This window comes from Anaerobacillus sp. CMMVII (genome assembly GCF_025377685.1).
Taxonomy (GTDB): domain Bacteria; phylum Bacillota; class Bacilli; order Bacillales; family Anaerobacillaceae; genus Anaerobacillus.
Genome location: NZ_JACEHK010000010.1, coordinates 40,441 through 59,188 on the forward strand (window position 1 = coordinate 40,441; position 18,748 = coordinate 59,188).

Below are 18,748 nucleotides of genomic sequence, written 5' to 3' on the forward strand. Positions count from 1 at the left end.
TATAAGGCGGTGATTAAATGTTTAACAACCTCATCTCGAGAATAAAGGGGGTGTTGTACCGTATGGGGTTAATAAAAGGCATTAAGAAAATTACTGATCGTAAAGAAGTCATAACAACTGATGAATTTTATCAGCATCTTAGCAAATGGCTTGCGATTTACAAAGGATATTACAAAGACTGGCATGATTTAAAGTACACCACAATTAATGGTGAAAAAAAACGTCGCATGAGATCGATGCGTATGTCAAAAGTCGTTTCTCAAGAAATGGCTAATCTTGTATTTAATGAAAAATGCTCCATTAGCATCGGTAGCGAAGATAATAAAACTGAAGAGTTTCAAAGTAATGTGTTAAATATACTGTCCAACAACGCCTTTAACCAAAACTTCCAGGATTACTTAGAGTATATGTTTGCAATGGGTGGCATGGTCATTAAAGCTTATGTTCTGGATGATAAGGTCAAACTTTCTTACGTTACAGCTGATTGTTTTATCCCAATTGCTGATGATGGGAAAGAAATTACTGAGGGTATTTTTGTTAATGAAAGTCGTAAAGGTGATAAATATTACACTAATTTGGAATGGCATATCTGGGAGCAAGGCGCATATATCGTTCGAAATGAATTATATGAGTCTCATCAAAAAGGGGACATGGGTATCAAGGTCCCTCTAACCACTTTATATCAGGATATGGAAGAAGAAGTGATAATCACCGGGTTAAAGAGATCTTTATTTGTCTACTTTAAACCGAATATAGCTAACAACATAGATTTGAACAGTAAATTAGGTGTCTCTATTTACGCTGAAGCACTAGACACACTATATTCTTTAGATGTAGCCTTTGATAGTTTCAATCGTGAATTTCGTTTAGGTAAAAAGAGGATTACTGTACCAGCTTCAGCAGTGAAAACAGTAGTGGATCCTCAATCCGGAGCTCTGCATCGATACTTTGATGCGGACGATGAAGTATATGAAGCTTTTAACTTCGAACAAGAAAACAACGATATCAAAGAGCATTCAACCACATTACGAGTTGAGGAACATATCTCGTCAATTAATGCGTTACTAAATATATTAGCCATGCAAACGGGATTTAGTGCTGGAGCTTTTACATTTGACTCAGAAGGATTGAAAACAGCCACTGAGGTAGTTAGTCAAAACAGTAAAACGTATCGTTCTAGAAGTGGTCACATCACGATTATAGAAGAAGGGTTAAAAGACCTAATTGAAGTTATCGGTGATTTAGCAGAACTTTATAGTTTGTTCAATACTCCAGATAAGTTTGATACAAAGGTCAATTTTGATGATTCCATAGCAGAAGATCGAGATACGAATGCGAAATATTGGATAACCCTTGTACAAAACCAAGTGGCGTCAAAACTTATGGCCATTCAAAAAGTTCATAAGGTCACCGAAGAGGATGCCAAAGAAATCCTTAAACAAATTCAATCTGAAAATCAAACTGTTGGAGCAATGGAAATTGATATGTTTGGTGGTGAATAATCATGGGTTTACCACCAGATAAGTTACAACGACTTTCATCTCCAGTTGCAGCTATTTATTCCGAAGTAGAAGAACAATTGCTCATCAATATCGCTAAAAAACTAGCAAAAGATCAAGATGTTTTTGAAAGTAATATCAGTGAATGGCAATTTTTAAAGCTAAGTGAACTAAACGCTTTGAACCGAGAAAACATTCGTACAATTGCTAAAAATGCAGGTAGAGCAGAGAGCGAATTAATTAGTTTACTCTCAAAAGCAGGGTTTGAAGGATTAGAGGAACAAGAAAAAATCCTTAGAAAAGGCCTTGAACTAGGAGAGTTGACAATTAGACCAGGTACTCCTCAAAAATCTACTGCGTTATTAGGTATTTTACAAACCTATACCGATCAGGCCAAAGATAAGTTTAATTTAATTAATTCAACAATTCTATCGCAATCAGATCAAGTGGCAAGAGACATTATTAATCGCACCACAGCAAACGTCTTAGCTGGTGTTAGTACACCTCAGGTTGCATTAAGAAGGACATTATCTGAATGGAGCGAGAAAGGTATCCCAGCACTCGTTGATGCTAAAGGGAGACAATGGAGCTCAGAGGCATATGTAAGTATGATTACTCGAACTATGACCAATCAAGTGACAAACGAAATGCAGAATAAACGGATCCAAGAATACGGAGTAGACTTAATTGAAATATCCAGTCACGTAGGAGCTAGACCGAGATGCGCGCTTTATCAGGGGCGTATTTATTCGTTAAGTGGCTGGCATCCGAAATATCCAGCGTTTTCGACCACAAGCTACGGAGAGCCAGCTGGTTTATTCGGGATCAATTGCGGACATCAACAATACCCGTTCTGGGAAGGGATGAGTAGACCGACATTTGAGCCTTATGATGAAAAAGAAAATGCTCGTGTTTATGAGTTAAGCCAAAAACAACGTCAATATGAGCGAGACATCCGAACTGCAAAACGAAGAGTGAGTGTACTTAGTGCAGCAGGTGATGAGGTAGGTGCTCAACGTGCAAAAAATCTTGTTAGTGATCGTCAAGCACGTATGCGTCTGTTTATCAATGATACCGATCGCACGAGAAAATATGATCGAGAACTAATTGGATAGGAGGTGAAAAAGTTGAAATATCGAAAAAAACCAGTCGTCATTGAAGCGTTACAGTGGTTAGGTCACAATTGGAATGAGATGTGTGATTTTATTCCGGTACCTGACGCAGCTGTAGGTCACTTAGAAGGTGAAGAAATGCTAATTAAAATTAAAACTTTAGAAGGCGAAATGACTGCAAATATGAATGATTACATCATTAAAGGTGTGAATGGAGAGTTTTACCCTTGTAAACCAGACATATTTGAAAAAACTTATGAAAAAGTTGATTAATTAACACCTAGCATACAATGTTGGGTGTTTTTCCTATGTCCAAAAAATGAGAGGAGCAATTTTAAAAATGAAACCATTAAAAAAGAAGTTTGTTAATCCGTTAATTCCGATAAATTTACAATTTTTCTCTGAGGGAGATGGTGGTGAGGGTGCTACACCACCACAAGACCCACCGGCTATACAAACACCGCCTGCCGATCCACCAAGTCAAGACCCACCATTAGGAGAAGGAGGTGAAAAAAATGATCAGTTAAACGAAGAGGAAATCAGAAAATTACACGAAGCAAAACTACTCAAAGATTTAGGAGTAGATAACTTCGATAACTTAAAAAAATCTTTAAGTGATTACAAAGAGTATCAAGACTCACTAAAAACCGAGAAACAAAAACAAAACGAACGCATGCAAGAGTTAGAACAAACGCTTCAAAGCAAAGACAGTGAAGTATTTACTCTTAATGCAAAGGTGGCAGCAATGTCTAACGGTGTACAAGCCGATGCTTTAGAAGATGTCATTACATTAGCTAAAGGTTTAGTGTCTGACGAGGTAGATATTCAAGTGGCAATCGGTAGAGTGGTGGAAAAGTATCCTCAATTTAAAGAGACAAAACAAGACAAGCCGAAACCAAACTTTGTGGCCAATCCACAACATCAACGAACTGAACAAACAGATTTGGATAAGTGGAAAGATGCTTTTAAGTAAGTTGCACTCATTTTTAAATAAAAAATTATCTTTAGGAGGAATTTATAATGCCAGTAAACTATGCTGAATTATATTTACAAGCTTTACAACAAAAATTTTCACAAGGATTAATGTTTAACGCTTTATATCAAACACCAAACAACGCTGTAATTCGTTGGGTGAATGCAAAGACAATCCAAATCCCTAATATCACGACTGGTGGTTTTGTTGATGTCGATCGTGATGTTGTTGGCGGCTATACTCGTCGTTTTGATAACCAATGGATTCCGAAGACGTTAGAACACGACCGTGAATTCTCGACATTGGTTGATCCAATGGACGTTGATGAAACAAACATGGCTACAACAATTGCAAACATCACTCGTGTCTTTAACGATGAGCATAAGCTCCCTGAAATGGATAAGTACATGGCTTCAAAATTGTATGCTGAGTATGCTTCATTTGGTGAAACTGCAAACACTGAAGCTATTACCGTTGAAACAGCATTAAGTATTTTCGATGATATGATGGAAGAAATGGACGAAGCTGAGGTTCCTCAAGAGGGGCGTATTCTCTATGTAACTCCTGCCGTTAAGAAAGTACTTAAAAATGCTGAAAAAATTCAGCGGACTTTAGAAGTGAAAGGCGATGCTAGCAACGTCAACCGTAACATTCGATCACTTGATGAAGTTACAATCATTTCTGTACCTTCAAGCCGAATGAAAACATTATATGATTTCACTGACGGAGCAGTAGCTGACGAAGCATCAGCTCAAATCAATATGATTTTAATTCATCCATTAACAGTAATTGCACCTCAGAAGTATGAGTTTGTATCTCTTGATGAGCCTAGTGCAAAAACGGGTGGTAAAAACCTTTACTACGAGCGTAAATACTGGGATGTTTTCTTAATTGAACAAAAGGTTAAGGGTGTAAAATTTAACGTAACACCTGCAGTATAGTAAATAATTTAGAAGGGGGAGCTCTAGCTTCCTCTTTTCTATCTATAAAAAATCATTAATTTGAGGAGTGAACACCATGCCAAAAATTAAAAAAGGCAATAGAATTTTAAATGTAGCAGACGGTCGTTTAAAGTCATATTTAAAGCAAGGTTATGACCAAATTAACGAAGAGTCTGGAGAAGTGATCCAACATGCTACTGGCGGCAAAGCAGTATCAATTGGAGAATATAACAAGGCTTTAGCGGAAATTAAAAAACTTAAACAAGCAGCAGATAACGATAAAATGCAACGCGAAGTAGAGGAACTAAAAGCAGAGATTAAAAAGATTAAATCAGAAAACACAAAGCTTAAAAAGGAATTAGAAGCTAAGTAAGGAGGCTAAACAATGCCTACCTATATCGATAACGAATATTATCGTAGTGAATACATGGGTGTGGAAATTGATGATAATAACCAATTACTACGTTATATCAAACGAGCTTCAGATATCATTGATCAAGTAACGAATTATAAGATCAAAGATTTCAATGAACTTCATCCGTTTATTCAAGAGCAAGTGAAAAAAGCGACTGCAGCACAAGTTGAATTTTTTGAATTAGAAGGCGGACCAGAGATGGCGACTATCGGAAACACTCTTAATAATGTTTCTCTAGGAAAGTTTTCTTACGGGAAAGGTACCGTACCTTCGAACAATCAAAATTCAAATATTATATCAACTACAGTAATTAATTATTTAAAACCGACAGGATTACTGTATTCAGGTGTAGCAACAGTAGGTGCTTATCATGTCTAGATTAAAACCAATTCCCAAAAAACTGCTTATACACACTGTGAAATATGAAGAGTACCTGGGATCAAGTCGAAATGGAGATATCTATGCTGATGAAATCACGGTAAATCATGTGTTAATACATCCGTCATTTCAAGTAAAACGTACTATAATGGGTGACGATCGACAAATAAAAGCAGTAATTTTTATTGATCATAAACATTCAAAACCATTTGCTGAAATGAAACCTAAATCGAAAGTGCATTTCAAAGGGAAAGATTGGATCGTGAATGCATGCGCTCCTATCTACGCATTTTCAACTACGCCTCATCATTACGAAGTGGAGCTGATCTAAATGCAGGTAGATGTCAAAGAAGATATTGATTGGGGTTTAATTCGAAAAAGGTTAAATGAAGCTTTTGAAGTTACACAAAAGGCGCTTGATAACCAAATTTTAAAGGACAGTAATTTTCATGCGCCACAAGACAAAGCTAATTTAATTGAAAGTGGTGTCCGTAATACCGATCCAGGTAGTGGCAAAATTATTTGGGATACCGAATATGCTAAAAGGCTTTATTATAATCCTCAATACAATTTTTCTAAAGATAAAAATCCTAATGCTAGCGGACTATGGTTTGAACGAGCAAAATCGCTTCAATTTAGACATTGGCTGACCTTAGCTCAGCATACATTCGGGAATAATTTTAATTCATAGGTGGTGATAACATTGGACTTCTTAGATAGGTTGATAGATTGGATTGAGGGAAATGTAGAATTATTTACATTGATTGAAAAATCTCGCATGAGAAATAAAGGTCCAGCTATCGCGATAAGGCAAACACCAACACCACCAAGCACTCGTTATATGGATGGTTCGAAGCTTGATAACTTTGGATTTCAAGTACTTGTTAGGCATAATGATGTTCAAAAAGCGACTGATACTATTTACGCAATTACAAAAGCGGTAGATGGGTTAAATGGCGATGATATAAAAAGCGAAAATAATTCTTTCGAATTGGTGCAAATTGAAGTTTACACCAATCCAAATCACGTAGAAACCAATGACCGTAACGAAGAAATATATACTGCGCTATTTGTAGCGCAACTGTATACAAATTGAAGGAGGTTTGCTAAATGGAACCACAAAAAGAAGGCTTATTGCTTCAGTCTAAACATAAATTTTTTCTAAATGTTGCTCCTGCAACTGAAACGGCTGATTACAAAAGATTAGCAAGAGGTTTTTCTGGGTTTGAACCATCTAGAAATGAAGAGAGCGATCAAACGGCATATTTAGATGGAGAAGGTGATTTGACAACGACAGTTACTGGCGGTCAAACAACATTATCCTTTTCTGGCCATCGTTTTTACGGTGATCCAGTTCAAGATTTCATTTTTTCTAAGCAAAATGAAAACGGATTAGAAAGAGAGACTACTTTTCGCTGGGAGCTCCCTACTGGCGAGACTTTTGAAGGGCCGGTTACCATGGCAGAAATCACTGGACCAAGTGGCGATGCCAATAACAAAGGTTCAATTACTGTGGCAATTCACTTTAATGGTAAGCCTGAATATTCGCCAACTCCGGTACCAGCACCATAAGCAGTAGGCTAACGCTTACTGCTTTTTATTTGTATTGAAAGGGGAATTGATAATGGCAAGACATGTTTTTACTTTTGAAAAACCATATGAAGAGTTTGAAGTTAACGGAAAAGTATATCAAGTTCATTATGATGATGACAGCATGGAGAGCTATCGTAAACAAGCATTAGTTTACAAAAATGGAGTAGAACAGTTCATTACAGTAGATCTTGATCAAATTTCCGCAGAGGAACAAGAGGAATTAAAAGAAAATGCAGAAAAACTGACAACTGATTTAATTGAAATGTTCTTTGGTAAAGGGACGTTTAACGAAATTTATGAAGTGTCTGGAAGATCTTATATTAACGTATCGAATTTACTTCGGTTTATGTTTGATTGGGTTAACACGAAGATTGGAAATCTTGAACAAATTAAAAAAGACTATTACACAGCGATTAAGAAGTGATAACGGTGTTTAAATTAACAGATCATTTCAATGGTGATGTTTTAACATATAACGGCATTGAATTAAAATTAAATCTTTATTTTGATGTTGTGTTAAGGTCATATGAACTGATGAAAGATGATTTTTTCAATGAATATGACAAAGCCGATATTTACTTAAGGATGTTCGTATTAAATTACGAAGATATTAAAGGCATAAATATATTTGAAAAAAACAAATTAATTACAATCATTTTCGATCAGTTTATAAATCCTAAAGAAACAAACAAAGAAATAAAGTCCGACGAAAAACTATATGATTTTCAAATTGATGCAGAGTTAATTTATGCATCTTTTTTTATGGATTATGGTATGGATCTAATTGATCAGCAGGGTCAATTGCATTGGTATAAATTTTTAGCTTTATTTAATGGATTAACAGATAAAACCCCATTTAAACAAGTGTTATCAATACGTACAACGGAAATTCCGGCTCCAACTAAGCATAACCAAAAAGAACGAGATCGTATAATCAAACTTAAACAACTTTATCGAATCGCAAAAGATGAAACTGTCGAAGGGTTAGATGCGAAGTTAGATAGTTTTGCAGCTACTTTAAGGCCTTTTGGAGGCGATGTAAATGTCTGATGGCAGAATAATCATTGATACGATACTAAAAAAAGAAAAAACCGATAAGGACATTAAAGATTTTCAGAAATCCATCGGAAATATTAGCTCTAAAGCGAAAACAGTTGGTAAAGAAATGACCAAATATTTAACTTTACCTTTACTAGCTATAGGTGCCGCAGGATTTGCGGCCGCTAATGATCTGGATAAAGCATATAAAAATATCCGTGCTGGTACTGGAGCTACTGGTGACGCATTAGAGGAATTAAAAGCTGATTTTAAAGAAGTATTTAAGAATGTTCCTGATGATGCTGATAAAGTAAGTAATGCATTAGCAGACATTAATACAAGGCTCGGATTGACCGGCAAACCATTACAAGATATGACCGAACAAATGTTAACTTTGAGTAGAGTAGCAAAAGAAGACGTTGGCGGGATCATTGCTTCAACGACTCGAATGTTTGGCGATTGGGATGTAGCTATTGAAGATACAAGTGGCTCATTAGATATGCTTTGGAAAGTTTCTCAAAACACTGGGATAGGAGTAAATAAGTTAGCAGACAACTTAGTATCCTACGGTGCTCCTTTACGTGCTTTTGGATATAGCATGGAAGAGTCAGCAATCATGATGGGGAAATGGGAAAAAGAAGGGGTTAACCTTGAACTGATCATGGGTTCTTTAAAACAAGGACTAGGGCATTTTGCGAGAGAGGGTATTGATGCAAAAGAAGGATTAGAAGACATTATTGAAGCGATGAGAAATGCCAAAACAGATACTGAAGCTGTGAGTTTAGCAATGGAAGTGTTTGGTGCTCGAGCTGGCCCAGATATGGCTATGGCAGTACGCGAAGGACGTTTTGAGATTGATGAATTAATTGATGCTGTATCTGCAAGTGGAGAAACGATTGAAGCCGCGGGACAAGATACACTAACATTTGGGGAAAGAATGGCTAATTTGAAAAATCAAGCGACCATAGGGTTGGAGCCTTTAGGTCGTATTTTTTTAGACTTAGCAGAAAAATACTTACCACCTGCCATCGATGCGATTACGAGATTAGCTGAGTGGTTTGATAATCTTTCGCCCGAAGGTCAAAAGGTTGTTGTCATCATTGGTGCTATCGTTGCAGCAGTAGGACCAATGTTATCGTTATTCGCTAAAGTTGTAAGTATTTTTACTACATTAGCACCAATTGCGAAGATAGTAGGTGTGGCGATTGGTGGTATTTCTATGCCGGTATTAGGTGTTATCGCTGGGATCACTTTATTAATTGCCGCGGGAGTTGCGTTATGGCGTAACTGGGATACGGTAAAAAGTAAATCTGTTCAATTATGGAACGGCATAAAAAATGCAGTTAGAGGACCAGCTAATGGGTTAATTGGATTTGCAAATGGGATTATCAGTGCTTATGAAAGAATGATTAACGGTGTAGCTGGAGCCATTAATAGAATTCCTTCAATTGACATCCCATCATGGGTGCCAGGGTTAGGCGGGAAATCGTTTGGAATTCCTAACATCCCAGAAATAAAATTACCTAAAATCCCATCTTTAGCGACTGGTGGTGTCGCTGAACATCCAATGCTTGCCATGATTGGAGATGCCGGAGTAGGAAACCCAGAGGTAGTCGCGCCAGAGCGAATGCTGCGCGATATATTTTCTAGTGAATTGTCTCGTCATGGTGGTGGACAAGCCGGATTTGATGTAAATGCACTTATAAATAAAGTATTAGACAAAATTGTTTTGGATAATCGGATTGAAATTGACGGTCATGAAATAATTCAAGCAACTGGAAAACCAATGATGAGATATATTGACGAGCAATCGAATGGTGCAGGACGTAGGAAGGGGCATGTAAGATGACATATGTAGCAATTAATGATTTTAAAATGAATGATTTATTAGATGTCAGACTGAATGTCGATGCCCCTGGACTATCCTCTACTCGTGATCGTATAGTCGTTATACCTGGCAGACATGGAGCAATAGATTTCGGAGCTGACCTTAGTGAAGGATATCATCCTATTCCTTGTGATATTCGAAAAAGAAACATGACGGAAGTGCAAAATGTTGTAAGGGAATTAAATCAACTACTTTTAGATCCATACGGAAACCCTAAAACAGTAAAATTAAGATATGGTTTTGAACCAGATAAATTTTATTTTGTTAGGTATTCTGGCGAATTGCCAATCTCTAGATTAGCAGTAAAAGGATCATTCACTTTGCCGTTTGTGGCGTACGATCCAAACGCTAAATTCGTAGTAAGCACTGAAGAGATTACATGGGATAGCGACGTTCCGTTCATGTCAGATGTAACTCTAGGTTCCGATTATGAGTTCGATATAAATAGTAACCAAACAATCGTAATCCATAACTTCGGTACAATGGTTGTAAAACCGACGGTTGTGATCGAAGGGTCAGCAACCTCTCTCGCTCTTTCCTTAAATGGGGAGAGTTTTTCTTTTGGTTCATTTAGCAATTCGACGATAGAAATCGTATCAGAAAAATTCAACGTTTATAAAGATGGAGATTATCAATTCTCTTTGATGGAAGGGAACATCGATAAATTAATTTTAATGCCAGGAACAAACGACGTCATTGTTTCTGGATCGAATTTAAATATAAAAATTACATTCAAGTTTCATGCGAAATATTTATAGGGTGGTGAAGATGTGAAAAACGTACCAAAATTACTACCTAAGGATACCCTGAAACAAGGATATCCAAAGATTAATATGGTTATTGATGAAGTAAATTATTTTCAAAAACAGATAGATCAAATTGTCGTTGAAGGGGATTCGAGTGTTGAAGCAGCACAAGCAAGGGTCAATGAAAGTGGTCAAACATTCCCAACTTTAAAGTCTAGACTAGATGCCAGTGATACATCGTTGGCACAAACAGCACAACAAACCGAACTAGAACAGAGGACTACGTTTTTAAGACCTAAAAGTGTCGAGTTCAATCATCAGATTATCAAACGACCTTTAGTGAGCTTTATTGACGATGACGGAAGATCGCCTGCTTATACTAGTCTGAAACCGTTATTTGATAGTAAAGGGGTTGTAGGTTCTGTTGCTATTGTCACCAAGTACATGAATGGAACTAGTTCGACATATATGCGAAAAAGCGAAGTACAACAATTAGCGAACGCAGGATGGGAAATTTTATCACATTCAGTTACTCATACACATCTTGATACAATGACAGAAGAGGATATAAAATTCGAAATAGAAGAATCAGCAAGAATATTGAGAGAAGATTTTGATGTTAAGGGATTTGTTTATCCATATGGTTCTATGACCAAGCCAATCATACACAAATATACAAAAGAAAATTACGATCATGCTTATGGTGGTTTTGGCAGGGCTAATGTTCCTGTAAGAAGTACAGCGATAGTACGGATTGTTCTTGGTGATAATAGAGACTTGACATTCGACTATTTTAAAAATCACATAGACCAATCTCAAAAAGATAACGCTTGGTTGGTTATATGCACACATTGTGGAACATGGACGGAAGCAGAGTATCAAATGGCATCGAATGTTATTGATTATATTAAATCCAAAGGAATAGAGATTGTTACACCGTCTGAAGGTTACAAGGTTTTTGGAAATGCTATAGAGAATTATAATGATGAAACAGGTCAATTCTATGTTGTGCCAAAAGTCGGAGGGGTTTACTCTGATAATATAAAAAATTCAATATCAATAGATTACTCGACAGGTTATACGGTGAATACTCCTATCTCTGAGTTTCCTAAAGATAAACTGACTGTCACAACTATATACAATTCGGACTCTGCTGCATTTCCAACTTCGTCTGGCGTACTGGAAACATTTAGAGGGCAAGATGACCAATTTTCCTATCAAATTTGGAGGGATATAAACCAACGTGATTTTTATATAAGAAGGTTTAGTGGTAGTTCGTGGAGTACATTTAACCGTTTTAGAAGAAGAGATTTAGTAACATTAACACACACAGTAACAGCGAGGAATATTAATGCACAAAGCACATCAGATGTTTTGATTACTGTACCGCAATTAGGTCATGGGTATGAGATTAGCGCTTACCCGCATGGTTCACTACAATCAGGTATTGTTTACAATGTAATGTATGCAAATTCCACCACAGTTAGGTTGAGACTTACTAACATCACATCTAATCCGATAGAAATGCCAGATAGGGATTGGACTGTTTTGGTCGGCAATACCCCTGTTTAATAAACAGTAGGAGGATACAGTTCATTAATTGAAAATAAAAAAAGAGGGTAAGTTTTACCCTCAAAGTAGTTTTTCAATATCATTTATTACAGTGGGTGCACTTCGATAAATACGTTTTAAAGTTTTAAGAACAGGCTGGTCTATTTCTTTAAAATAAAAATCCTTTTCAACACTACCTTTAAATACAGTACCTTCTGGTATAGTATTAGGGTTTTGGAAATCTATTGGTTGATCTCCATATGCTATTGGAACGGAATCACCTTCCGTAACTATAGTTAAATTACGAAATTGTGCACCTCCAGGCATGATCAAGTTATCAAAATGAGTATGAGTTTGACATGAATGAACACTCAAATAACGGTGCTTGTTATTATTTACTAATTCTTTTAAGTATTTTAACCATTTAGACCTTAGAGGAAATGGCTGATATTTTGCGAGAATATCAATTATTTCTTCTTTTTCTGCACTTAAATACTTAAAGCGATCGTTAATGTAGTTATCAAATTTGCTCTTTTCCTCTAAACAAGGAAAATATACACGTCCTTCTCTAAATGAATATTTGTCGGGTTCTCTTTCCTTTATTGCGTTGGCACAATATTCTAAGAAAATTTTATAAGCTGTATAATCAAGAGCTGAATTAATATTTTCGAGATACAGTTTAATTTTAACCCTGAGCAAAGGAGAGTCTACTCCTATCCTAATGTCCTGTTCATAAATGTGTTCAATTTCATGAAGTAATTGTTTTGATTGGTCAATTAATATTTTTGAATCTTCTAGTACCATTCTTCTCACCTCCATTCTAAAATGATATAATTATCATAACGGAAAAGAGGTGTAGAATGATGAATAAAATAGAAATAACTCAAATTTTCAATGAATTGTTAGAAGAATATCGTTTAAGCACTGAAACAGTTATCGATAATATGGGTAATTTAGATCATTCTTACCTAGAGGAAGAAATAAAGAACTTTAGAAGAAGATTTGAAGAAGCACTTAATGACTAGCGTCTATAACGCGAGCAACATAAAATTATGTAAGAGTCCTTCGGGGCTCTTTTATTTTGAAAGAAGGTGATAGTTTGTTAATCCTTCACACGATGAACGGTGTAACAAGGATTAATTTAGAAAGAGGATTTTTGATACAAATGTTGAATATAAAATTTATGAGGAATGAGGTGATTAAATGGAAAATTTTTTAGCCACAGTAGTTTTCTTACTGCCTGGGTTTTTAATGTATTTTTGGATTCAATCATTTGGTGTTAATCCAGTCGTAAAACATTCTTCCATAGAGTTGACAGCAATTTCAGCGTTGTTATGGTTACCAGTAACAGTTGCAACACTAACTTTATTAAACCTATCAATTTTGGTTATTAATAATATTCCAGTTTTAGAATTAATATGGACTTTAGAGGATTTACAAAGATTATCAGGCAATCTGATTTTTCTTTTGATTTTTCTATCACTAAGTGTACTTGTGAGTTTTGTTGTAAGTGTTTTTTATACTAAGTATATTTTTAAGTTTCAATTAAAGGTAATAAATAAAGTGAGAAATTGGAGAGGCGTTGCTGATCTCTCAAATACGTCTTCTGTATGGGAAGAAATCTTTTTGAAAAATGATACTATGGTCGTTGAAATTGGGAAAATAGACTCGGAAGATAAAAGTCAAATTGGATGCATTATGAAAGCGTCCAGACCATTTGAACCTGAACGCCATTTAGTTTTAGAAGATGTTGATTTTTTACTGATTTAGTTAAAAGACACGAAATACCTATTAAAAGGTCTTTTATTGATATAAAAACAAATATCTTTGTAAATGTGTTTGATCCAGAAGAAATAAAGCTTGCTCAACTAAAGGATATTGAAAATACTACTTCTTCTTTGGAGTAATAATTCGAGCTGAATTTTTATTAACTGAAGCCTGAGTTCTACGTGCAGTGTCAGATTTTACATTGTTTGAATTTCCTTGATTATTTACTTTTGACATAACGTTCATCCTTTCTTTGCTGGTGTCGTAGTACTCGGCGTTATTCTAGCGCTTTGTTTATTAATAGATCTAGTTTCTCTTGGTAAATCAACTCTAGCTGAAAACTTGTTAACCGATTCAGTTAAAGGTATAGTTTTTCTTTTTCACCCATGTTAATTTCTCCTTTCATGAAAAATAGTGTGGACAAACTATCATTCGACAAAAGGAGTTATTTTCCTTTTTTATAAGCAATATTTTGGAGGACTGTATTAATGACAACAATCAAAGACGTAGAAGCGGTACTTACTGAAATGAACAACAACAAAATAGCTCATTTATGGCTTAAAAACGACATTGTTAAAATGCAATTGGCCATCAGTTACGATGAATGTTTGAAGATGTGAACGGCGATTATATTTCTCTTTATGACCATATCGAGTATCATATCGACAACGCAAAAGAACTTAATATGCCTGTCGAATAATTTTACAAACATTTGTTCTTATTGATTATCACTTGTAGTAAATGTTATGTTAACATTGAAGTAGGTTAGTTGGGGTAGCTCCCCGACTTAAACGCACCTGAGATGCGTACCTACTTCTTTTGTTGTAGGTGTGACTCTCGAAGCGATTAACCTTCTCAGGGGGAATGAAAAATGAATAACAAAACTGCTGGAGAGCTACTCATTTCAGAAATCACTGGTTACATTTCGGAGCTGGTACCAATCTATGTCGATGAAGTAAAAAGTAATCTCTCGAAGATCATCACGAAGTATCACGTATTGTTGCCAGAAACAGATGAAATCCATCCAGATTTAACTGATAATATTAAACTATTCTTAGCGTCAAAGAAGTTGGAGGGCCATAGCCCACGAACTCTAGAAGGCTATCAAATGGAGTTAAAAAAATTTGCTGAATGTGTGAAAAAGCGTACTAGTGAGATTTCTGCAGCTGACATTCGCGTGTTTCTATCGCAATTTGAACACCTGAAAATGAGCACTGTTGGGAAAAAGTTATCAGTGTTAAAAAGTTTCTTTTCTTGGTTAGCAGGTGAGGAAATCATCCAACGTGATCCAACAGCCAAATTGAAGCCGCCAAAGACACCCAAACGTGCGCCTAAAGCATTGAGTGTAGAGGAATTAGAAATGTTAAGAGAAGCGTGTAAGACTCTTAGACAACGAGCGTTTATTGAAGTGATGTATGCTACTGGTTGTCGATTGAGCGAGGTTTCAGCATTAAATATTTCTGACGTTAACTTTCAATCAATGTCGTTTAAGGTTGTCGGCAAAGGCAATAAAGAACGCGAAGTGTTTCTATCATTTAAAGCAAAGCATCATCTTGAGAAATATTTGAAGCTAAGAAACGATGAAGATCCAGCTTTATTCGTGACAGAAAGAAAACCTCATAGACGATTATCAAACCGGGGAATACAGCGTGAAATTCGTGTTATAGCGGACCAATCAGATGTGAAAAAGAGAGTAAGTCCACATGTTATGAGGCACACTTTTGCCACTTTAACGTTAAATAATGGTGCTGATATAGTAGCAGTACAACACTTACTAGGCCATACGAGTCCAGAGACTACAATGACCTATGCGGTGTTATCGGAAGAAAAGAAACGTGAGCAGCACAAAAAATATTTAGTAATGTAATAAATTTAGAGAGTCCCTTTTGGGACTCTTTTTTGGTGGTGATAATTTGATTAAAGTATTTTCGAAAGGATTGGAACCCATAGGCATACTCGAAAACGCCTATAGTGTTTCAGTAGATAAATACGTAAACGAGGTATGGGAAGCATCGTTTACTTTACCTGCTAGTGATTTTAAAAATACATTATGCCAACATTTTAACTTTATAGAAATCACATCAAAACAAACAGGTCGTTATCATGGTTTATACCGTATTATGCCGACAAAAACAAAGAAGAACGAAACAACAAATTCAATAACTTATATGTGTGAACATGTACTATCGACACTTTTAGATGACGTAATTGAAGGATATATGCAATTAACTAATCAGACGACGGAAACGGTACTTCAAGCAATTTTAGATATACAAGAAATAAAACATTGGAAGTTAGGTACCGTTTCATTCACACGATATTTTCATTATAAATTTGAGAACGAAAACGGACTATTAGTACCAATACTAAGCGTTCCAAAACCTTTTAATGAACCCTATGAGTTTACGTTTGATACAAAAAATTATCCGTGGACAATTAACTTAGTTAGGCCATCAAATGAAGTACAATCAGAAATCAGATGGGGAAAAGACATGATCAACTTTGAAGATGTTTCTGATCCCAGTAAGATAGTAAATTTTATTATTCCAAAAGGTGCTGGTGAGGGAGTAAATCAATTAACTATCGAAAGTGTAAATAATGGGATTAGATATCTTAAGGATGATGAGTCAATATCGAAATGGGGGAAACGTCCGTATGTTTGGATTGATCGACGCTTTGAAGATGCAGAGTCACTAAAAGCGAGTGGTCAAAGTTTAATTAATCAATGGAAAGACCCTAAGTTTTCTTTTGAATGTGAAGCGGCTGACCTTTCAGTTTTACCTGGATACGAGGGTCGAAGGAAACTAGGCACAGTTACAAAAGTGATTGTTGGTGATGAAAAACAGTACGAAGGACGTATATTGGTTGAACATATCCCTGACCTATCAAAAGAATACGATGCTAAATATGAGATCAATAATGGCATAGATGATATTGCAACCACTCAAGCCGATCTGGAACGAAAGCAACGAGTGAATGAAGCATATAGTCAGGGTGCAACAAACATTCTTAACTATGACTATCAAGACAATTGTGATCAAAATAATCCCGCAACAATCAAGTTCTTTATTGATAATGATGTTGTTAACATTAACACTTGTGAACTAACCTTTGATACAGAGGAGTTTAGAGCGTATTCTCAAGCTACTGAAGGTGGTGGAGCAACTGTTCAGTCAACAGGTAGTGGTGGCGGGGTAGTGAAATCAACATCAAGTGGTGGTGGAACTACGCAAACTAGTTCTAGTGGTGGTGGAACTAGTACATCCACATCAAGTGGTGGCGGTACTAGTCAAACATCTTCAAGTGGTGGTAATCATAGACATGTAATGTTCCAAACTACCGGGACCGTTGCAAGAGATCCTTCAGAAGCAACTGCGGCAACTGTATACAATGGTACTATTTACTTGGACGGTAATACGCCTACAATGTCACAAATAGAAACATTATATGCATCTGGAGACCACAGTCATACAATTAGTGTTCCTAATCATTCTCACGATTTTAGCATACCTAATCACTCTCACAGTGTAACAATTCCAAACCATACACACGAGATCGACGTACCTAACCATTCCCATAATATTACGTTACCTAACCATACACATAACATTAAGCATGGGATTTTCAAACTAGCTCAAGTTCCTACACAAGTCACAATCCGGGTAGATGGTAATTTAGTTTCGCATACAGCTATTATCGGAAATAGAGTGAATATAGAACCTTATTTACAAAAAGAAAATGGGAAAATAGTAAGGGGTAGGCACCAAATAACAATAACTCCAAATGGCTTAGGGCGAATTAATGCAAATTTAATTTTACGGGTATTTATTCAATCGCATATAGGAGGAAACTTTTAAAATGAGAGAATGGTTAATTAAGAAATTGATAGGTAACAAACCAGTTATTGCTAATGTAACGCTAAGTATCGTAGAAATTAAAGCATCAGAACCAAAAGTTTTGCTTTACAAATCATTGGTGAAAGGGGTGAGACAATGATATTAGAGATTATTACACACAGTGGTTCAAGTCTAGAATTTGAAGTAGACAGTTACGATGCACCAAGTTTGAATGAACAATTGAACAACAATGAAATCAACACAGTTTGCATAGGTAATCGGATTTTTTCAAAAATTGATATTAAATATATTGGACCTAAATAGTAATATTACTCGGAATTTATAACAATTATGGTATATAATGGATGCTGGAGGGAGGGTGTTCATTGTGAAAATTATTTTTATTGTTAGTTCATTAATATTACTCCTTGGTTGTTCGAAATCTGTAAATTACGATTTTTATTTAGATGATGCCATTGATTTTTATGTATTAATGTTACAAAATGGCGAACAGACTGAAGAGCTTGATAAAGTTTATGAAGATTTTCAAAAATATAATAGGTTAGATGATCCACTATTTATAAACGTGCTTAAAATGTATGAAGCATTTAGTAACGACGCTGAAGATGTAGAGATTTATAGATATGAGGTCACAAGATTAATAAATGAGTAAAAGTCCTCAAGTATAATGTGGACTTTTTTATTTTGGGCAAGGGGGTTAATCGGTGGAATACAACGTAGCAAATGAACTAGCACAAAGTCAAGCAGTGTGGGCAATTCTTTGTATCATGCTCGCAGCCTATTTTATCAGAGAAACCAGAAAAGAAAATCAAGTACACCGTGAAGACTCGAGGCAGCGCGAAAGGGAATTAATGAACCACCTAACGCGCTCAAATGATAGCCACGAAAGAACCGTTGAAGCTTTGCAACAAATACAAGGGGCGTTAACGTCATTAGAAAATCGAATGGATAAAGTTGAAAAGAAAATTAATTACGAAAGGTCGTAGCTAA

Annotated in this window: 26 protein-coding genes; 25 read left to right on the forward strand and 1 reads right to left on the reverse strand. The window is 35.9% G+C overall.

The genetic code is table 11. The features are described from left to right. Positions 1-17: 17 nt before the first annotated feature. From H1D32_RS13575 to H1D32_RS13650, 16 genes are all read left to right on the forward strand, one after another. Positions 18-1,502 carry a phage portal protein gene (locus tag H1D32_RS13575; RefSeq protein WP_396126190.1) on the forward strand — a complete coding sequence of 495 codons (1,485 nt, stop codon included), beginning with the start codon at positions 18-20 and terminating at the stop codon, positions 1,500-1,502. A 2-nt stretch (positions 1,503-1,504) separates the two neighbouring features. Beyond that, positions 1,505-2,614 (forward strand): phage minor capsid protein, encoded by a 1,110-nt coding sequence (locus H1D32_RS13580; protein ID WP_261178846.1) that lies wholly within the window; start codon positions 1,505-1,507, stop codon positions 2,612-2,614. A 12-nt stretch (positions 2,615-2,626) separates the two neighbouring features. Continuing rightward, the gene (locus H1D32_RS13585; RefSeq protein WP_261178847.1) at positions 2,627-2,884 is read left to right on the forward strand and encodes a hypothetical protein; all 258 of its coding nucleotides are present in this window, start codon (positions 2,627-2,629) and stop codon (positions 2,882-2,884) included. A gap of 67 nt (positions 2,885-2,951) precedes the next feature. Next, a complete protein-coding gene (locus H1D32_RS13590) occupies positions 2,952-3,584 on the forward strand; it encodes a hypothetical protein (protein ID WP_261178848.1) in 633 nt (210 codons plus the stop codon). A 47-nt stretch (positions 3,585-3,631) separates the two neighbouring features. Beyond that, on the forward strand, positions 3,632-4,525 hold the full coding sequence (locus tag H1D32_RS13595; protein ID WP_396126191.1) for a capsid protein: 894 nt from the start codon (positions 3,632-3,634) through the stop codon (positions 4,523-4,525). Positions 4,526-4,601: 76 nt separating this feature from the next. Further along, complete coding sequence (locus H1D32_RS13600) at positions 4,602-4,898, forward strand: hypothetical protein (RefSeq protein ID WP_261178849.1); 297 nt, start codon at positions 4,602-4,604, stop codon at positions 4,896-4,898. Between the two features lie 12 nt (positions 4,899-4,910). Continuing rightward, a complete protein-coding gene (locus H1D32_RS13605; RefSeq protein WP_261178850.1) occupies positions 4,911-5,318 on the forward strand; it encodes a head-tail connector protein in 408 nt (135 codons plus the stop codon). After that, positions 5,311-5,649 carry a minor capsid protein gene (locus H1D32_RS13610; protein WP_261178851.1) on the forward strand — a complete coding sequence of 113 codons (339 nt, stop codon included), beginning with the start codon at positions 5,311-5,313 and terminating at the stop codon, positions 5,647-5,649. The genes H1D32_RS13605 and H1D32_RS13610 overlap by 8 nt, the downstream gene beginning before the upstream one ends. Then, positions 5,650-6,009, forward strand: coding sequence for a minor capsid protein (locus tag H1D32_RS13615; RefSeq protein ID WP_261178852.1), 360 nt, complete (start codon positions 5,650-5,652; stop codon positions 6,007-6,009). Between the two features lie 12 nt (positions 6,010-6,021). Then, positions 6,022-6,414, forward strand: a complete 393-nt coding sequence (locus H1D32_RS13620; protein ID WP_261178853.1) for a minor capsid protein — start codon at positions 6,022-6,024, stop codon at positions 6,412-6,414. A 14-nt stretch (positions 6,415-6,428) separates the two neighbouring features. Then, a complete protein-coding gene (locus tag H1D32_RS13625; RefSeq protein WP_261178854.1) occupies positions 6,429-6,890 on the forward strand; it encodes a phage tail tube protein in 462 nt (153 codons plus the stop codon). Between the two features lie 52 nt (positions 6,891-6,942). Next, the gene (locus tag H1D32_RS13630) at positions 6,943-7,335 is read left to right on the forward strand and encodes a hypothetical protein (protein WP_261178855.1); all 393 of its coding nucleotides are present in this window, start codon (positions 6,943-6,945) and stop codon (positions 7,333-7,335) included. Beyond that, on the forward strand, positions 7,332-7,961 hold the full coding sequence (locus tag H1D32_RS13635; protein WP_261178856.1) for a Gp15 family bacteriophage protein: 630 nt from the start codon (positions 7,332-7,334) through the stop codon (positions 7,959-7,961). The genes H1D32_RS13630 and H1D32_RS13635 overlap by 4 nt, the downstream gene beginning before the upstream one ends. Continuing rightward, a complete protein-coding gene (locus tag H1D32_RS13640) occupies positions 7,954-9,798 on the forward strand; it encodes a phage tail tape measure protein (RefSeq protein ID WP_261178857.1) in 1,845 nt (614 codons plus the stop codon). The genes H1D32_RS13635 and H1D32_RS13640 overlap by 8 nt, the downstream gene beginning before the upstream one ends. Further along, the gene (locus tag H1D32_RS13645) at positions 9,795-10,595 is read left to right on the forward strand and encodes a phage tail family protein (RefSeq protein WP_261178858.1); all 801 of its coding nucleotides are present in this window, start codon (positions 9,795-9,797) and stop codon (positions 10,593-10,595) included. Before H1D32_RS13640 ends, H1D32_RS13645 begins: the two co-directional genes overlap by 4 nt. Positions 10,596-10,607: 12 nt before the next feature. Next, complete coding sequence (locus H1D32_RS13650) at positions 10,608-12,155, forward strand: polysaccharide deacetylase family protein (RefSeq protein ID WP_261178860.1); 1,548 nt, start codon at positions 10,608-10,610, stop codon at positions 12,153-12,155. A 60-nt stretch (positions 12,156-12,215) separates the two neighbouring features. Here H1D32_RS13650 and H1D32_RS13655 read toward each other — a convergent pair whose 3' ends face one another. Further along, the gene (locus tag H1D32_RS13655) at positions 12,216-12,938 is read right to left on the reverse strand and encodes a hypothetical protein (protein ID WP_261178861.1); all 723 of its coding nucleotides are present in this window, start codon (positions 12,936-12,938) and stop codon (positions 12,216-12,218) included. A gap of 56 nt (positions 12,939-12,994) precedes the next feature. On the opposite strand from H1D32_RS13655, the gene H1D32_RS13660 reads away from it, so the two are divergent. From H1D32_RS13660 to H1D32_RS13700, 9 genes are all read left to right on the forward strand, one after another. Beyond that, complete coding sequence (locus H1D32_RS13660) at positions 12,995-13,159, forward strand: hypothetical protein (protein WP_261178862.1); 165 nt, start codon at positions 12,995-12,997, stop codon at positions 13,157-13,159. A 178-nt stretch (positions 13,160-13,337) separates the two neighbouring features. Next, on the forward strand, positions 13,338-13,904 hold the full coding sequence (locus H1D32_RS13665; RefSeq protein WP_261178863.1) for a hypothetical protein: 567 nt from the start codon (positions 13,338-13,340) through the stop codon (positions 13,902-13,904). Between the two features lie 485 nt (positions 13,905-14,389). Beyond that, positions 14,390-14,521 carry a hypothetical protein gene (locus tag H1D32_RS13670; protein ID WP_261178864.1) on the forward strand — a complete coding sequence of 44 codons (132 nt, stop codon included), beginning with the start codon at positions 14,390-14,392 and terminating at the stop codon, positions 14,519-14,521. A 251-nt stretch (positions 14,522-14,772) separates the two neighbouring features. Beyond that, entirely contained in the window at positions 14,773-15,768 is a 996-nt protein-coding gene (xerA, locus tag H1D32_RS13675; RefSeq protein ID WP_261178865.1) for a site-specific tyrosine recombinase/integron integrase, read from the forward strand. 46 nt (positions 15,769-15,814) lie between these two features. Beyond that, entirely contained in the window at positions 15,815-17,758 is a 1,944-nt protein-coding gene (locus H1D32_RS13680; RefSeq protein WP_261178866.1) for a phage tail spike protein, read from the forward strand. 1 nt (position 17,759) lies between these two features. Next, positions 17,760-17,897: a hypothetical protein gene (locus H1D32_RS13685; RefSeq protein ID WP_261178867.1), complete on the forward strand. Its 138-nt coding sequence runs from the start codon at positions 17,760-17,762 to the stop codon at positions 17,895-17,897. Further along, a complete protein-coding gene (locus H1D32_RS13690; RefSeq protein WP_261178868.1) occupies positions 17,894-18,061 on the forward strand; it encodes a hypothetical protein in 168 nt (55 codons plus the stop codon). The genes H1D32_RS13685 and H1D32_RS13690 overlap by 4 nt, the downstream gene beginning before the upstream one ends. A 55-nt stretch (positions 18,062-18,116) precedes the next feature. Next, positions 18,117-18,410: a hypothetical protein gene (locus H1D32_RS13695; protein ID WP_261178869.1), complete on the forward strand. Its 294-nt coding sequence runs from the start codon at positions 18,117-18,119 to the stop codon at positions 18,408-18,410. Positions 18,411-18,462: 52 nt separating this feature from the next. Then, positions 18,463-18,744, forward strand: a complete 282-nt coding sequence (locus H1D32_RS13700) for a BhlA/UviB family holin-like peptide (protein WP_261178871.1) — start codon at positions 18,463-18,465, stop codon at positions 18,742-18,744. The last annotated feature ends 4 nt before the right edge of the window (positions 18,745-18,748 follow it).

Bases quoted from the DNA above. Each gene is read 5' to 3' on its own strand.
- H1D32_RS13575 (WP_396126190.1), top strand. From the start codon at position 18: ATGTTTAACAACCTCATCTCGAGAATAAAGGGGGTGTTGTACCGTATG.
- H1D32_RS13580 (WP_261178846.1), top strand. From the start codon at position 1,505: ATGGGTTTACCACCAGATAAGTTACAACGACTTTCATCTCCAGTTGCA.
- H1D32_RS13590 (WP_261178848.1), top strand. From the start codon at position 2,952: ATGAAACCATTAAAAAAGAAGTTTGTTAATCCGTTAATTCCGATAAAT.
- H1D32_RS13595 (WP_396126191.1), top strand. From the start codon at position 3,632: ATGCCAGTAAACTATGCTGAATTATATTTACAAGCTTTACAACAAAAA.
- H1D32_RS13600 (WP_261178849.1), top strand. From the start codon at position 4,602: ATGCCAAAAATTAAAAAAGGCAATAGAATTTTAAATGTAGCAGACGGT.
- H1D32_RS13605 (WP_261178850.1), top strand. From the start codon at position 4,911: ATGCCTACCTATATCGATAACGAATATTATCGTAGTGAATACATGGGT.
- H1D32_RS13610 (WP_261178851.1), top strand. From the start codon at position 5,311: ATGTCTAGATTAAAACCAATTCCCAAAAAACTGCTTATACACACTGTG.
- H1D32_RS13615 (WP_261178852.1), top strand. From the start codon at position 5,650: ATGCAGGTAGATGTCAAAGAAGATATTGATTGGGGTTTAATTCGAAAA.
- H1D32_RS13625 (WP_261178854.1), top strand. From the start codon at position 6,429: ATGGAACCACAAAAAGAAGGCTTATTGCTTCAGTCTAAACATAAATTT.
- H1D32_RS13630 (WP_261178855.1), top strand. From the start codon at position 6,943: ATGGCAAGACATGTTTTTACTTTTGAAAAACCATATGAAGAGTTTGAA.
- H1D32_RS13640 (WP_261178857.1), top strand. From the start codon at position 7,954: ATGTCTGATGGCAGAATAATCATTGATACGATACTAAAAAAAGAAAAA.
- H1D32_RS13645 (WP_261178858.1), top strand. From the start codon at position 9,795: ATGACATATGTAGCAATTAATGATTTTAAAATGAATGATTTATTAGAT.
- H1D32_RS13655 (WP_261178861.1), bottom strand. From the start codon at position 12,938: ATGGTACTAGAAGATTCAAAAATATTAATTGACCAATCAAAACAATTA.
- H1D32_RS13660 (WP_261178862.1), top strand. From the start codon at position 12,995: ATGATGAATAAAATAGAAATAACTCAAATTTTCAATGAATTGTTAGAA.
- H1D32_RS13665 (WP_261178863.1), top strand. From the start codon at position 13,338: ATGGAAAATTTTTTAGCCACAGTAGTTTTCTTACTGCCTGGGTTTTTA.
- H1D32_RS13670 (WP_261178864.1), top strand. From the start codon at position 14,390: ATGACAACAATCAAAGACGTAGAAGCGGTACTTACTGAAATGAACAAC.
- xerA (WP_261178865.1), top strand. From the start codon at position 14,773: ATGAATAACAAAACTGCTGGAGAGCTACTCATTTCAGAAATCACTGGT.
- H1D32_RS13685 (WP_261178867.1), top strand. From the start codon at position 17,760: ATGAGAGAATGGTTAATTAAGAAATTGATAGGTAACAAACCAGTTATT.
- H1D32_RS13690 (WP_261178868.1), top strand. From the start codon at position 17,894: ATGATATTAGAGATTATTACACACAGTGGTTCAAGTCTAGAATTTGAA.